This window comes from Streptomyces sp. CB01201 (assembly GCF_002803085.1).
In the GTDB taxonomy this organism is placed as follows: domain Bacteria; phylum Actinomycetota; class Actinomycetes; order Streptomycetales; family Streptomycetaceae; genus Streptomyces; species Streptomyces hundungensis.
Window position 1 is genome coordinate 1 of the sequence record NZ_NNBJ01000039.1, and the last position, 13721, is coordinate 13721.

Annotated in this window: 13 protein-coding genes and 5 pseudogenes; 10 read left to right on the top strand and 8 right to left on the bottom strand. The window is 68.2% G+C overall.

The window, feature by feature from the left end; translation table 11 throughout:
- Positions 1–57 precede the first annotated feature (57 nt).
- Positions 58–399, bottom strand: a complete 342-nt coding sequence (locus CG740_RS41445) for a DUF4232 domain-containing protein (RefSeq protein ID WP_234376775.1) — start codon at positions 397–399, stop codon at positions 58–60.
- A 31-nt stretch (positions 400–430) separates the two neighbouring features.
- On the opposite strand from CG740_RS41445, the gene CG740_RS41450 reads away from it, so the two are divergent.
- Complete coding sequence (locus tag CG740_RS41450) at positions 431–703, top strand: hypothetical protein (protein ID WP_234376776.1); 273 nt, start codon at positions 431–433, stop codon at positions 701–703.
- A 183-nt stretch (positions 704–886) separates the two neighbouring features.
- Here CG740_RS41450 and CG740_RS39265 read toward each other — a convergent pair whose 3' ends face one another.
- Positions 887–1270 (bottom strand): PRC-barrel domain-containing protein, encoded by a 384-nt coding sequence (locus CG740_RS39265; RefSeq protein ID WP_100580111.1) that lies wholly within the window; start codon positions 1268–1270, stop codon positions 887–889.
- A gap of 769 nt (positions 1271–2039) precedes the next feature.
- Between CG740_RS39265 and CG740_RS39275 the strand changes: the two are divergent.
- Positions 2040–3431, top strand: a pseudogene (locus CG740_RS39275) (NF041680 family putative transposase).
- Between the two features lie 170 nt (positions 3432–3601).
- Here CG740_RS39275 and CG740_RS39280 read toward each other — a convergent pair.
- Both CG740_RS39280 and CG740_RS40170 read right to left on the bottom strand, forming a co-directional pair.
- A complete protein-coding gene (locus tag CG740_RS39280; protein WP_234376777.1) occupies positions 3602–4321 on the bottom strand; it encodes a DinB family protein in 720 nt (239 codons plus the stop codon).
- A 383-nt stretch (positions 4322–4704) separates the two neighbouring features.
- A complete protein-coding gene (locus CG740_RS40170) occupies positions 4705–4887 on the bottom strand; it encodes a hypothetical protein (RefSeq protein WP_159030572.1) in 183 nt (60 codons plus the stop codon).
- A gap of 198 nt (positions 4888–5085) precedes the next feature.
- Here CG740_RS40170 and CG740_RS41455 point away from each other — a divergent pair.
- Positions 5086–5298, top strand: a pseudogene (locus tag CG740_RS41455) (recombinase family protein); the annotation flags it as partial.
- Positions 5299–5416: 118 nt separating this feature from the next.
- Positions 5417–5557, top strand: a complete 141-nt coding sequence (locus CG740_RS41460; RefSeq protein WP_234376778.1) for a hypothetical protein — start codon at positions 5417–5419, stop codon at positions 5555–5557.
- A gap of 61 nt (positions 5558–5618) precedes the next feature.
- On the opposite strand, the gene CG740_RS39290 is transcribed toward CG740_RS41460, so the two are convergent.
- On the bottom strand, positions 5619–6248 hold the full coding sequence (locus CG740_RS39290; RefSeq protein ID WP_100580114.1) for a winged helix-turn-helix transcriptional regulator: 630 nt from the start codon (positions 6246–6248) through the stop codon (positions 5619–5621).
- Between the two features lie 81 nt (positions 6249–6329).
- Here CG740_RS39290 and CG740_RS39295 point away from each other — a divergent pair, with 81 nt between their 5' ends.
- From CG740_RS39295 to CG740_RS39305, 3 genes are read left to right on the top strand one after another with little or no spacing between them, the layout of a single operon-like run.
- Complete coding sequence (locus tag CG740_RS39295) at positions 6330–7082, top strand: MBL fold metallo-hydrolase (RefSeq protein ID WP_100580115.1); 753 nt, start codon at positions 6330–6332, stop codon at positions 7080–7082.
- A gap of 23 nt (positions 7083–7105) precedes the next feature.
- The gene (locus CG740_RS39300; RefSeq protein WP_100580116.1) at positions 7106–7750 is read left to right on the top strand and encodes an NAD(P)-dependent oxidoreductase; all 645 of its coding nucleotides are present in this window, start codon (positions 7106–7108) and stop codon (positions 7748–7750) included.
- A 3-nt stretch (positions 7751–7753) separates the two neighbouring features.
- Entirely contained in the window at positions 7754–9010 is a 1257-nt protein-coding gene (locus tag CG740_RS39305) for a multidrug effflux MFS transporter (protein ID WP_100580117.1), read from the top strand.
- Here the strand turns inward: CG740_RS39305 and CG740_RS41465 are convergent.
- A pseudogene (locus CG740_RS41465) lies at positions 9000–9588 on the bottom strand (IS5 family transposase); the annotation flags it as partial. The gene CG740_RS39305 and the pseudogene CG740_RS41465 overlap by 11 nt on opposite strands.
- Before the next feature lie 318 nt (positions 9589–9906).
- Positions 9907–10857, bottom strand: a complete 951-nt coding sequence (locus tag CG740_RS39315; protein WP_100580118.1) for an NADP-dependent oxidoreductase — start codon at positions 10855–10857, stop codon at positions 9907–9909.
- Positions 10858–10940: 83 nt separating this feature from the next.
- Between CG740_RS39315 and CG740_RS39320 the strand changes: the two genes are divergently transcribed.
- Positions 10941–11513 (top strand): TetR/AcrR family transcriptional regulator, encoded by a 573-nt coding sequence (locus tag CG740_RS39320; protein ID WP_100580119.1) that lies wholly within the window; start codon positions 10941–10943, stop codon positions 11511–11513.
- 95 nt (positions 11514–11608) lie between these two features.
- On the opposite strand, the gene CG740_RS39325 is transcribed toward CG740_RS39320, so the two are convergent.
- The gene (locus CG740_RS39325) at positions 11609–12454 is read right to left on the bottom strand and encodes an integrase (protein ID WP_159030573.1); all 846 of its coding nucleotides are present in this window, start codon (positions 12452–12454) and stop codon (positions 11609–11611) included.
- Between the two features lie 43 nt (positions 12455–12497).
- Between CG740_RS39325 and CG740_RS39330 the strand changes: the two are divergent.
- A pseudogene (locus tag CG740_RS39330) lies at positions 12498–13085 on the top strand (phage/plasmid primase, P4 family); the annotation flags it as partial.
- A gap of 114 nt (positions 13086–13199) precedes the next feature.
- Positions 13200–13313 (top strand): annotated as a pseudogene (locus tag CG740_RS41470) (DUF6009 family protein); the annotation flags it as partial.
- Positions 13314–13721 lie beyond the last annotated feature (408 nt).

The following is a 13721-nucleotide window of genomic DNA, read 5'->3' on the forward strand; positions in this document are numbered from 1 at the left end:
AGTTCATGTCGACGCACCACGAACGGAGCAACGAACCATCGACTTTACGGACACGGCCTAGGAGACCGGCTTGAAGACGGGAGTGACCTCCAGGCGGCCCGTGTCCTTGTCGCTCACCGGCAGGCTGAAGTTGACCGGTGCCGTAATGGGGTGTGTCTCATTGGGAGGGGTGATGACGAGCGCGGTGACATGGACGCCGGAGCCGCCGGTGTCGTTCATCGGGTAGACGACGTCGGCCGTGGCGGTCTTGCCCGCCCGGAGTGTGAACGGGATTCCTACCTCTTGTTTGTTGCGGTCCACTGCCTGGTTGCCGTAGTTGGTCTTGAGGTCGACGCCCGGGAACCCGGCCATACGGCAGTCGCCGCCCTTGTTCGTGAACGTGATCAGGACCGAGCCCACTCCCTGGCGGGCCTCGCCTTGGTTCTTCGCCGTGATCCGCAGATTCGCGGAGTGGCAGGTCGACGATGCGGGGGAGGAGTTCGAGCCGCCCGTAGCGGTCCCGGACGACGACGAGCCACCCGAGGAGGTCGAAGCCGACCGGCTGGCGGCAGCGGTGGACGGCGCCACTGGAGATGATGGCGAGGAGGAACTACCGCTCACGTCCGAGGAGTTGTCCGTTCCGCACGCGGTGAGCGCGAGGACTGCCGTAAGTCCGACAGAGGTGGCGACGGCGTGGCGGACGGCGATGCGGTGCATACGATGAACTCCTCGTCGAGGTGGGGCGTGGTGTGCTGTCCGGTGTGGCAGATGTCGCGTACACCGGGAGAGATGGCCTGCATGGCAGATCCGGTTTCCATGCAACCGCGTAGTACGAGACGAGCGAAGGCCGCGACCCAGTGGCACGGAGCGAAGTCTGGGGGAGGGAAGTCCTGGGCTGGGTACGGTCTCAGCGGAGGCCGGGGGTACCCGGGGCGCCCGGAGTGCCGGGGTGGTCGGTGTAGTGGGTACCGATCCGCTGGTGGTAGTCGGGGCTGCCCAGGTGCTTGTCCGTGTCGAACTCCGGCGCGTTCTTGATCTGTTCCTTGGTACGCCCGACGTGCACCGTCCGTGCGTCCGTGTCGACGGAGGTGATGGTGCCGGCAGGCAGCAGGACCTCCTTGCCGAAGATCCAGACGCCGGTATCGACCACGATGTACTGCGAACCGACCTCGCCCGAGTGCTTGTCGATCTTCCCGATGGAACCGTCCGTGGCCTCGACTTTCCAGCCGGTCAGGTCGGTGTCGGCGGAGAAGTTCGCCGTCGGGGAGTAGCTCCACATGTTGTCACTCATGGTCAAGACCTCCGGCGGGATAGGAATGGGGGACAGTACAGCGCGCGGTGGATCTGACTGCCTTGTACGGTCGTGGTGTTGTGCGCCTTGCCCACGTCCGCGTGGGTAAACGCGTATGCTGTGCCGCTGACCGGAATGCGCCGCGACGACGACCAAGAGCAGCTGATCTGTGTCAGGTGCCTGATCGAGAGCTCCGCGCAGTGTTCTCGTATGGCCAGTCATCAAGGCATCGCCCTGAGCCCCCCCGCCAAGCTGCTCCAGGCCGCGGCCGTCACGATCAGCCGCCCCGCCGACGGCAGCGGTCAATCGAGCTGACGGTCACCGGAGAACTCGACTGGACCTTCACCGGCCACCTCACCAACGCACTCCTCGACTGCGTGACCTCAAGCTCTGCATCCGGGAGTTGCTCCTCCTTCCCCGGCGGCTCCGTCACTGATGCTGCGTTTCTTCACTCCTTTCGCCGGCTTCGCGCACCGGTCGATCCGCATGCCGGTGAGCGTCTGTACCCACACAGGCTCAGCCCGCAATATCCCACCCGTACAGGGACGATGTCCGGAACTGAGCCTTCTGCAACGCCCTTCAGCTTGTTCCCTAACCTCTAACTCGGTCATATCATCACTCTTTGGAGTGATTCCAGGGTGTGAGGCGGTCTTCCTCGCGATGCTGCACTCAGCTGCTGTGCAGGAGAGTTGAGCAGGAAGGCCGTGGGGTGAGTGTGGTGCCGCAGATCGACGGGCGGGAGGCGCTCGCGGAACTGTCCCGCTTCCGGATGGCTTTCTATCGGTGTCTGTCCGCTCGTGCGGATGCGTTCTTCGAGCTGACCGACGCCCTGTTGTGTGCGGATGGCCCGACGCGGACGCCCGTGGAGTTGTCGCTGCTGGCCGAGCACCAGCGCGGTTACGGCTCGCTGTACGGGGCCCTGAACCATGGCCGACTCGACGCGAACGCCCTGCGTGACCTGCTGATATCGCTTCCGCTTCCGCGGTTCGACGGGCGGATCGTGCTCACGGTGGACGACTCACCGTGGCTGCGGTCGGACGCCGCCTGCTCGCCGGATCGACTGTTCTGTCTGGTCCATGGCCGCAACGGCCGCTCCTCGGACCACGTCGTACCGGGCTGGCCGTACTCGTTCGTCGCCGCGCTCACCCCGGATCGCACGTCGTGGACCCAGGTCCTGGATGCGGTCCGGCTGGAGCCGGCCGACGATGCCGTAGCCGTCACCGCCCACCAGCTGCGGGACGTGGTGGAGCGACTGATCGCGGCCGGGCAGTGGCAGGACGGCGACCGGGACGTCCTGGTCGTGATGGACGCGGGCTACGACGTGATGCGCCTGGCCTGGGTCCTGCGCGACCTGCCGGTCGAGCTGGTCGGGCGGCTGCGTTCGGACCGTCTCATGCGACGGCCTGCACCCTCGCTGAAGGAGTACGCCCAGGCGTATCCGCAGGGCGGGCGGCCGCCCCGGCACGGCAAGGAGTTCAGCCTGGCCAGGCCCGCCTCCTGGCCCGAACCGTCCGTGATCACGGTGAACGACACGGCCCGCTACGGCAAGGCCGAGGCCCGCGCCTGGGACCGGCTCCACCCCAAGCTGCAGCAGAGATCCGCGTGGATCGACCACGACAGCGAACTCCCGCTGGTCGAAGGCACTTTGATCCGCCTCCACGTCGACCACCTCCCCGGAGACCGCAATGCGCCGCCCGTCTGGCTGTGGTCCTCCTCCACCGGCGCCACTCCGGACGACGTCGACTTCGTCTGGTCCTGCTACCTGCGCAGATTTCGACCTGGAGCACACCTTTCGCCTGTTCAAGCAGTCCCTCGGCTGGACGAGGCCACGATTACGGAACCCTCAGGCAGCGGACCGATGGACCTGGCTCGTCATCGCCGCGCACAACCAACTCCGCCTCGCCGCAACACTCGCACCGACCGGCGCAAACCCTGGGAGAAGACCACCCGTCCCGGCGCCGCCCTCACGCCGACCTGCGTCCGCCGCGGGTTCCGGCACATCCGTTCCCACCTCGCCCACCCGGCCCACGGGCCGAAACCCAGCCGCCCCGGCCCCGGACGCCCACCCGGCTCCACAAACCGCCAGCCGAGTACCCGCTACGACGTCGGCAAGACCGTCAGACGCCCCGCAAATCTCACCGAACGTAACGAAAGAGGTTAAGGAACAAGTTCAGAACCTGCGTCGGAACTGACGTCGTCCTCCCGAAGGACGGGCCCAGAGCCCGCCAGATGCTCGAGAAGAACCGCGTGCAGCCCTGGACCCCGCAGCTCGGCACCGCGCTGACGGTCAGCGATGCCCGCATCCGCAAGACTCTGAGTCTGCAGACGGCCCTACTCCGCGTCCCGTGCCTCGATCAGGTCGAGGTCGCGGACGCAGAAGCCGTGGTGCTCGAAGGTCTCATTGAGCACCGTACCGAGGCACTGCCGCACCGAGCGGCCCCGGGCGTACGGCGGCCAGACGTCGTCGTCGGGCACCGGCGCTCGCGCTGCGAGCCGCACTGCGGTGACCTCGTCGAGCCAGGCCTCGAGTTCGGCGGTCTGTGCGTTACGTACGCTCACGATCTCATCGAGGGTTGGATCGAGCGAGAGGTCAAGTCCGTGCGCTTCACGATAGGGCTCGACGGTGGTCCCGATGCCCATCGGCGTGAACAGCTCCGTCGAGCCCAGGCAGCAGCGGTGGAACCACGAGTCGTGGACGAAGACCAGGTGGCGCATCGTCTGCACCGCCGACCACTCGTCGTGCACGCTGCGGTGCTCGATGCCGGGCGTACGGCGGATTCGCTCGATGGTGACGGCCCAGGCGGAATGCAGCTGACGCGACGCCTCGCGAAGGTCGGCCAGGTCCTCGGAGCGGATCAGCACCCGCACCGGATGACGTCGGTCGAGCTCTGCCTCGACGTACTCGGTGACGTCGACACCGTTCACCACGAGGTTGGTGATGAGCCCGTCGATCACGGCATCCTGCATGACGACGCCGATCAGGCGTGCCCCGGTGAGGTCGCACTCGCGGAACTCCGCACCGTGCAGATCCTCGTCGACATACCGCGTCATGCTCCGCATACTACGGCGCGGAACGAACGGTCAGGTCCTAGCCACTCATTGAGGCTTCGGTCGTGGCGGTTACTGCTCGGGAGACCGTCCCGGACCGCTGTCCTGGCTCTCGAGCGGTGACGAACCTGGGTTTTCACGCCTTCCCGCGATGGCTCCGAGCAAGATGTCGACGAGTGGAGGCGTTCGATCTCGCGTGGATCCGCGGTCGAATGGGGCGGGCGTCGTCTGCGGGTAGCATGGTTGCCCTGTGCAGGAGTGCGGGCGATGCCGCGGTCGTGCGGATGCTCTGCCAGTCGGGGCATGTCTGGGCCAAATGGCAGCACGAGCACTCCGCCGGATGCGTGCACCAGCACAACGAGCAGGCTGCTGCGCGCGGTACCGCGTTAGGCCGTCCGTGATGTCCTGCGCACGTCGGGGCGCCCCTTGGACGATGCCACCCGTACCGATATGGGGGCTGGCTCGGTGCGGACTTCTTCGATGCGCGCATCCACGACGACAGCGGACAGCGCGGCGAAGGCGTCGGGGGCCGGGGTCGACTCCGGACGCTTGCCGAGGTCATTGGACATTTTGGGGCCAGGGCCTCCGAAGGCGGTCGCCGCGTTGCGGGACAGGGGCAAACTCGGCCAGTCACTTTCGTTCGCCCGCGCCGCTCCTGCGGCTGTGGTCTACGCCAGCGCTCAACGACCGCGCCCACCAGCTTGTAGCAATGCCGCTACTGACCGGTCCGATCCTCCCCAAGGGCCAAGAACGCGCTGCGCCCCGAGCTGAAGGCGTGCCACACCTTCCTCGACCCCGGCGACACCCTCGTGGTCCCCTCGCTTGACCGCTATGGCCGCAGCCTCCAGGACTTCATCAACATGGTTGCCGAGCTGCGCGAGCGCGGGATCGGCTTCACCTCGTTGCACGAGAACCTGGACACCACCACCCCCGGCGGCCGGCTCGTCTTCCACGTCTTCGCCGCCCTCGCGGAGTTCATCCGCGAACTCATCGTCATCGGCACCAACGAGGGCCTGGCCGCAGCCCGCGCCCGGGGCCGCGTCGGCGGACGCCCCACAGTCGCCACCGAGGAAGTCATTCGGGCCGCACGCGACCTGCTTGCCCGACCCCGGCCGCTCCATCACCTCGATCGCCAAGCTGCTCGGTGTCTCCCCGGGCACCCTGTACAACCACATCCCCGACCTACGCGAACTGCGCGCGGGCGCCGGCCCCCGCCAGCTCGAAGCCCCCGCGAAGTAGCCCAGCACGAGCAAGATCAATCTCAGCGGCACTTTCTGTACGGCAACTACTCACACCCGGATCAGCGGGGCAGGATGCGCAGTACTGCCTCGCGTTCGCCGCTGAGCCGCAGGCCTTGCTGTACTGCGGCGCTCAGATCGAGGTCGCCGAGCAGGGTCGCGGCGAGCAGGTGCGGCGGTCCGGTCAGTGATGCGGTGGGGTGGTCGACCCGTCCGGCGTGGGTGTGCACCGAGCCGTCCTTGACTTCGATGACCAGGTCTTCGTTGCCGTCGGCGTGCAGTTGCAGGACGATTGCCGGCTGGTCGGGGCGGTGGTCGGTCAGTGCCCGGGCGGGCATGTCCAGCCAGTGGGTGCGGAAGGTGTCGCTGCTGGCCGGCTCACGCAACAGCGGAATTCCCCATCGGCTCAGTTCGCGCAGCACCGGCTCCAGCTCGCGGCCACGCTTGGTGAGGGAGAACAGGGTGGTGGCCACCGGCGGCGGGGCGGCCTCGCGGCGGATCAGGCCGGCTTCCTCGAGTTCGCGGAGCCGGTCGACCAGCAGGTTGCTGGCGATCCCGGGCAGCCCGTTGCGCAGGTCGGTGTGCCGGCAAGGACCCAGGGCGAGCAGTTCACGGACGATCAGCAGGGTCCATCGGTCGCCGATGGTGTCCAGTGATTTCGCGATGCCGCAGTACTGCCCGTAGGTGCGCATGCCACCACCCTACATCGTGATATTGAGATTCAAAACTGTCTTGTTGACTTTCTCAACAACGTCGGTCTAGCGTCGCTGCCCATGACCACCACCCTTTCCCTGCGTCGGCTGGCCTGGGCCGGCGTCGAGATCCGTCTCGGCGACACCCGCCTGCTGATCGACCCGCTCGAGAACGTCGCTCCGCTGGCGCCGGTGATGGGGCCGCCGCACCGGCCGGTCGACCCGGTCGATACCCCGCCCGGCACCCACGCCCTCATCACCCACCTGCACCCCGACCACTACGACCACGACCTGATCGCCCGGATCGCGGCCACCGGCACGATCGGCTGCCACACCCCGAGCGCGGCGGCGCTGCACGAGGTGGGCATCACCCCCGTTGCCCAGGACCTGGGCCAGTCACGCCGCATCGGAGAGCTGACCGTCACCCCGGTGACCTCGCTTGACTGGCGCGGCAACGACTGTGACCAGGTCGCCTGGGTCGTCGAAGGCGCCGGCCGACGGGTCATCCACTGCGGCGACACCCAGTGGCACGGCAGCTGGTGGCAGATCGCCCGCGACCACGGCCCGTTCGACGTCGCGTTCGTCCCGGTCAACGGCGTCATCGCCCACTTCGAGGGCTACGCGGCCAACGTCCCGGCGACCATGACCCCCGAGCAGGGCGTCGAGGCCGCCGTCGCACTCGGTGCCGACACCGTCTGCGCCATGCACTACGGCCTGTTCCACAACCCGCCGTTCTACACCGAACAACCCGACATTGAGCAGCGCTTCCAGCACGCCGCCGCCGAGCGCGGCATCACCGCGGCCATCATCGCCGACGGCCAGCCCGTCCTGTGACCATCAGAAACAAGGAGCAACACATGAAAATCGTCCTGTTCGGTGCCAGCGGAAACATCGGTCGGCCCACCACCGAGGAACTCCTGCGTCGCGGCCACACCGTCACCGCGGTCACCCGAGCCGGCCACATCGACGGACTCAGGCACAAGGCCCTGACCGTGACCACCGGTGACGTCACAGACGCCGCCGCGGTCGCCGGCCTCGCCGCCTCCCACGACGCCGTACTGTCGGCCGTCGGCCCCCGGATCGGCCAGGAGAACGACCGCGCCACGATCGTCGGTGCCGCCCGTGCACTGATCGACGGACTCCGCCGAGCCGGCGTCACCCGCCTGGTCACCATCGGCGGTGCCGGCAGCCTGCGCACGCCGACCGGCGCCCGGGTCATGGACGACCCGGACTTCCCTGCGCTGTGGAAGGCCAACGCCGAGGCCCAGTCCGAAGCGCTCGACCTCTACCGCGGCGTGCACGACCTCGACTGGACGTACGTGTCGCCCGCCGCGGTCATCGGAGCGGGCGAGCGGACCGGGGCCTACCGCAGCGCCGGGGACACCCTGCTCACCGACGACGACGGCAACAGCCGCATCTCGTACGCCGACTACGCGATCGCCCTGGCCGACACGATCGAGAGCGGCACCGCGATCCGCCGCCGCATCACTGTGGCGTACTGAGCCATGAGCAACGACGCCGCCGACCGGCACACCCGATTCATCGTCCTGCTCGCAGCGCTCGTGGCCCTGGGACCACTGTCCATCGACGGCTACCTGCCCGGACTGCCGGACCTCGCCGGCGACCTGCGCGCCAGCGCCGCGGCCACCCAGTTCACCATCACCGCCTGTCTGGCCGGGCTGGCCATCGGGCAGCTGATCGCCGGGCCGCTGAGCGACACCTACGGCCGGCGGCGTCCGTTGCTGGCGGGCCTCGCCCTCTACACGATCGCCAGCGCGCTCTGCGCGGTGGCACCCGACGTTCGGACCTTCGTCGGCCTCCGCCTGGTCCAGGGCATCGGCGGGGCGTTCGGCATCGTCATCGCCAACGCCATGGTCCGCGACCGCACCTCCGGAACCCGCACCGCACGTCTCTTCTCCGCACTGACCCTGATCACCGGCCTGGCGCCGGTGCTCGCGCCGGTCCTCGGCGGCCAGCTACTGCGCGTCACGGCCTGGCCTGGAATCTTCGTGGCCCTGGCCGTACTCGGCGCCGTGATGCTGGCGGCCTCCGCCGCAGGACTGCCGGAGACCCGGCCCTCCGCGTCACGCCAGCCGCTGCTGGCTGTCGTCGGGCAGCTGCTCAGCGACCGGGTCTTCACCGGGTACGTCCTGGCCAACGGCCTGGTCTTCGCGGCGATGTTCGCCTACATCTCCGGCTCGCCGTTCGTCCTGCAGGAAATCCACGGCCTGTCACCGCAGCAGTACAGCGCCGTGTTCGCCGTCAACGCCGCCGGACTCATTGCGGCCGCCCAGATCAGCGGCCGGCTGGTGGCCCGGGCCGGCGCCCGCGTGCTGCTGCTCGCCGGTCTGCTGGGCGCGACAGCCGGTGGCACCACGGTCCTGGGCGCGGTGCTGACATGGGCACCCCTGCCCGTGCTCCTGATCGGCCTGTTCGTCCTGGTCTCCAGCGTGGGCCTGGTCATGCCGAACGCCGCGGCCCAGGCCCTGGCCGACCACGGCGGACACGCCGGGTCGGCCGCCGCTCTGCTCGGCTTCAGCCAGTTCATGTTCGGCGGGGCACTTGCTCCGCTGGCCGGCGCGGGTGGCGCCACCGACGCCTTGCCGATGGGAATCATCGTCGCCGTGCTGCCGGCGCTCGCTCTGCTCACACTCGGCGTCCTCACCCGGTCGATGCCCGGTGAGCGCACTCGCAGGCCGGCTCGCCAAGGACCTGCCGGGCACCGGCGACCGCGCCGGTACCCACGCGGAACTTCTCCATGACCGGCTCGAACTGGGTACAGTCCGCCCGCTGTCCGGGTGTGACCAGCAGCGACAGCGGGCGGCAACGGCCATCCGCGCTCAGGTGGACCTTGGTGGTGAAGCCGCCGCAAGAGCGGCCCAGGCCCTCACCTGGAGCACCACCTCCTCCAGATGGCCTGCCAGGCATGTCCACGCCGGATCGATCTGATGTTCCGTCACGGTCGCCCCCTTCGAGGCGACCTGCGGCGGGGCAGCCTTGCGGGCGCCGGCGGCGTGCTGATGGGCGCGCATCACCATGGAGTCAACCGAGACATCCCAGTCGATGGATCCCTCAGCGTCTGCGACGGCCTGGACCTGCCGCAAGGGTCGCTCCCAAGTGCCGTCTGCCGACCATTGCAGGTGCCTCTTGTGCACGGTCTTCCACGGACCGAACCTCTCGGGCAGGTCACGCCACTGCACTCCGGTTCGCACCCGGTGTAGAACCCCGTTGATCACCTGCCGGTGATCCCGCGCCACCTGCCACAACGTCCATTGCTCAGCGGTAGAAGCGGCTCCAGGCGAGCCCACTCGGCGTCCGTCAGATCACCGCGACCAGTCATACAAGGCTAACGAGTAGATGATCGGAGAGGCACTGCCTAGGCGGGCGACGTCGTCGGCCACCCCGGAGCGATGATCAGTCTCAGCTACTTTGCACCGTGGGTCAGGGATAGGACACTGGGGCCAGGATCAGGATCCCCGCGAGTTCGCGGAAACCGAAGCTTCTTCAGCGGGAACCCGAGGGTCCAGGGACGCCATTCTCGGGGATTGACCCGTGCGTTCGCGGCGAACACGCGGGAGCGGCTTTGAGGTCGGCCTGGAAAAGAGGCCTGCCCCGCTCGTCGTCGAGGTGGTCTCGCTTTGTCAGGCCGGCAGGGCGATCACAGGACGAGCATGAGCTTGCCGCCGGGTCGGCGGGACTGGCTGAGCTCGGCCGCTTCCTGGATCTGGTCGAGCGTGTAGGTGCGGGCGACCGGTACGACCAGAATGCCTTCACCGGCGAGCCGGGCGAACTCGTCCATCTGCTCATAGCGGATCTCGGTGGTGGTCCGGACGCCCAGCTCGGCCGCGGCGGCGAAGTCCGAGACGGTGAGGACACGGTCGGGATCCCCGGTCAGCTCGATCAAGGTCGGCAGCGAGCCGCCGGCCGGACTGGGCTGGTCGGCGCGGTCGATCCGGCCCCCGGTCGGCGCCGCGTCGAGGGCACGATCGATGCGGCCTCCGGACAGTGCCCTGACACGTCCTGCCATGCCCTCGCCGTAGGCGGCAACCTGGGCGCCGATCTCACCCAGAGCTGCTGCCCGGGTCTGCCCGGCGGTGGCGATCACCCGAATACCCCGGTGCAGCGCGAAGCGCACCGCCGCCTCACCCACGGTGGTACCCGCGCCGTGGACGAGCAGCAGCTCACCCGGCTGGACGCCGAGGTCGTCGAGCGCGCGCCACGCCGTCTCGGCCGCCATCGGCAACGCTGCGGCCTGCTCGACGGTGACGCCTTCGGGGATACGTGCCCAGGTCGGCATCAGCGCGTACTCGGCAGCACCGGCCGTCGGACCGTCGAAGGTGGCCGGGCCGAACACGCGGTCGCCTATCCGGACGCCGGTGACGCCCTCACCGAGCGCGTCGACCGTGCCCGCGATCTCCAATCCGAGGCCGCGCGGCAGCGACGGCAGATGGTCGGCGAGGAGACCGTCGACGACGTGCCAGTCGGCCGGTGTCAGGCCGCACGCCCGCACGGCGATCCGGATCTGACCGGGTCCCGGCTCCGGCTGTGGGACGTCGCGGAGCACGATCACGTCCGGGGACCCGAACCGGTCGAACTGAAGAGCCTTCATGACGATCTCCGAGTGATGACAGCATCTGTTGTCATCGACAATATCATCGTTACAACAGATGCTGTTGTCGTATCCTGTTGGGTATGCCGAGATGGGAATCCGACGCACAAGGCCGGCTCGAGCGCGCGGCGCTCGAGCTGTTCGAGACGCAGGGGTTCGAGCGCACTTCGGTCGCGCAGATCGCGGGCGCCGCCGGCCTGAAGGAGCGCTCCTTCTACCGTTACTTCCCCGACAAGCGGGAAGTCCTCTTCGCCGGTAACAAACTTGAGGCCCACCTCGTCGCCCAGGTCGAGGCGACCGACCCGGGCCTCACGCCGATCGAGGCGCTGCTGACCGCGCTGAGAACCGCCGAGGAGATCTTCCGCCCGCGCGAGTTCCTGCTGCGCCGCGTCAGAGTGATCGCCGCCAACCCGGCACTGGCCGAGCGCGATCTGATCAAACTCGCCGACATCGCCGACGCGCTGGCGCTGGCGCTCGAGCGCCGCGGCGTCGAGCCCAGCAAGGCACGCTTCATCATCGACGTGGTGCTGGCGATCCACCGGCGCGCCACGTCCCGCTGGCTGACCTCCCCGGACGCCTCCCTCTCCCAGCTAATCACCCAGGCCTCCGACGAGTTGCGCGAGGCAGTCACGCTGTCGGCTCCGACGGCCCGCTGAGTCGGCCCACGACTCCCGAAGCTGTCCACAACGGATACGAAGGTGCCCCGCCCTGGTCGGCCGACACGGCCTGACCGAAATGGCACCTTTTGGGCTCACCTCGGCGATACTCCGGCTTCGATCTCGGCCTGGAGAAGCTGCCGAGCGGAATCCGCGTAGCGGACGGCGGTCTTCTCGTCGATGCCGAAGACGAGCGCGAGGTGGAGCGGGTCGGCGCCGTGGATCAGGACCTCTTCGAGCTGTCGGTCGACGCGGAGCCGTTCGAGGGTGGCGGTGAGGTTGCGGGTGGCCTGGGTGGTCCAGAGCTTGCCAGCCGGGCCGAGTTCGACAGCGGGCTTCTGGGTGATCAGCAGATGAGGGTTGGCCGTGTTCGGCCAGCGGTTGCGGCGGTGGTCGAGCCAGTCCAGGACCGCTCGATGGGTGAGATCGTCGAGCGGGCGGACGTGACCGCCGACGGTGATGCGCCGGTTGCCCAGGTCAATGTCGTCGAGCTGCATGGTCCGGATCATCTTCGGCCGTGCCGCGTGGACGGCGGCCAGGGAGACGATGAGCCGGATGTCTGGGGTGGTGGCGGCGATGGCCTCGTCGATGTCCGCCTGGTCGAGGGCCTGGAGGACGCTGCCGGTCTGCCGGGGGACACGGATGCGGATCGTGGGGTTGTGGAAAAGCTGGCCGTTCTTCTTCGCGTGCCGGAACAGTGACCGCAGGGCGACAATTCGGCTTTCGCGTTGTTTGCCGGTGACGGCGTCCCGGGCCGCGATGATGTCTTCCCGGGTGACCTCTCGCAGATGGTCGTAGCGGTTGGACCACTCCAGCAGCACCGGCTGGATCTCGCCCAGGTAGGCCCATGCCGTATGCCGGGAGCGGGGCTCGGACCGCGGGCCACCGTCGAGGAGAGTGCGGACCCAGGCTTCGACGGCGCGATGGATGCCCGGGGGCATGCCGTCGAGTTTTCGCTCCAGCCACCGGTCGATGACGGAGGCCGGCGGCGACCGCATCACCGCCCGCCGCATGCGCCAGGACTACTTCAGCTTCAATCCCACCCACAAGCTCTGGCTCCTGGGCAACCACCGCCCCGAAGTCGGCACCGGCGGCCATGCCTTCTGGCGACGCATCCGCCTCATCCCCTTCGAACGCGTCGTCCCCACCGAACGCAAAATCGACAACCTCGCGCCGGAACTCGTCACCAGCGAAGGCCCCGGGATCCTGCACTGGCTCATCGAAGGCGCCGGCCGCTACCTCACCACCCGCGACCCGCTGACCGGACCGGCCACAGTCCGTACCGCCACCGAGGCCTACGCCACCACCGAAGACCATATCGGTCGCTTCCTGACCGAAACCTGCACCACCGCCGCACCCGATGGCGGCGACCTGCGGGTCGAGCAGGGCCTGCTCTACACCACCTACGCCGCCTGGTGCTCAAGCGAAGGCTTGCGCCCTGCCACTGCCCGCGCTTTCGCCAACCGGGTCCGCCAGGAACTCAACCTTGCTTCCCCCTCCGAGATGATGAAGTCGAGCGGCAAGAAGTACTACCCCGGCCTCGGAGGCGACCCCTCCTTGGCAGGTGACTGATATGTACGCCCTGCCACTACCGCCCGCCCCCGCATGCGATGGACACCGACCTGGGCGTCAGCATGGACATTGTCCACGACCTGTACTCGCCCCCCATGTGAAGGGACTGCAGCCATGAGTTCGCTGCTGAACGAAAGCGACCTCCGCCACGAGACAGCCGTGGTGTGACTGGAAGACCCGGAAAACCTCGACTACGTCCGCCAAGCCCTGGACAAGCTCGCCCGTCGTGTGACGGGCCATTGGTCTTCGGTGGGTTGAGCTGTTCTGGTCTGGTGTTCCGTCTTTCGGGGTGGGGTTCGGGATGGTCTGAGCGGTCGGTTTCGGGTGTGGTGGGTGTGGCTTGTTGGGGTGTTCGGTTTGGTTGTTCGAGTGCTTGGTCTGTGGTCCGGTAGTTGTGTGGGATTGATCTTGGATTTTTCGTAGGCGTGGTGGCACCCCTGTAGGGGGTTGCATCAATGCGCCCGGCTGGATGGGGACTTGTGCTGGTCAGTGGCGTGTGTGGGTGAGGAAGGCCTGGAGGGGATCGTTCGTGTTGGGGGCGAGGCGGGGCAGCCTGAGTCGGTGGGCGATGAGGCTGAGGGCGACATCGTGGACCGGCCGCCGCACCCGCTCCGTCTGCTCGACGAGACCGGGCGA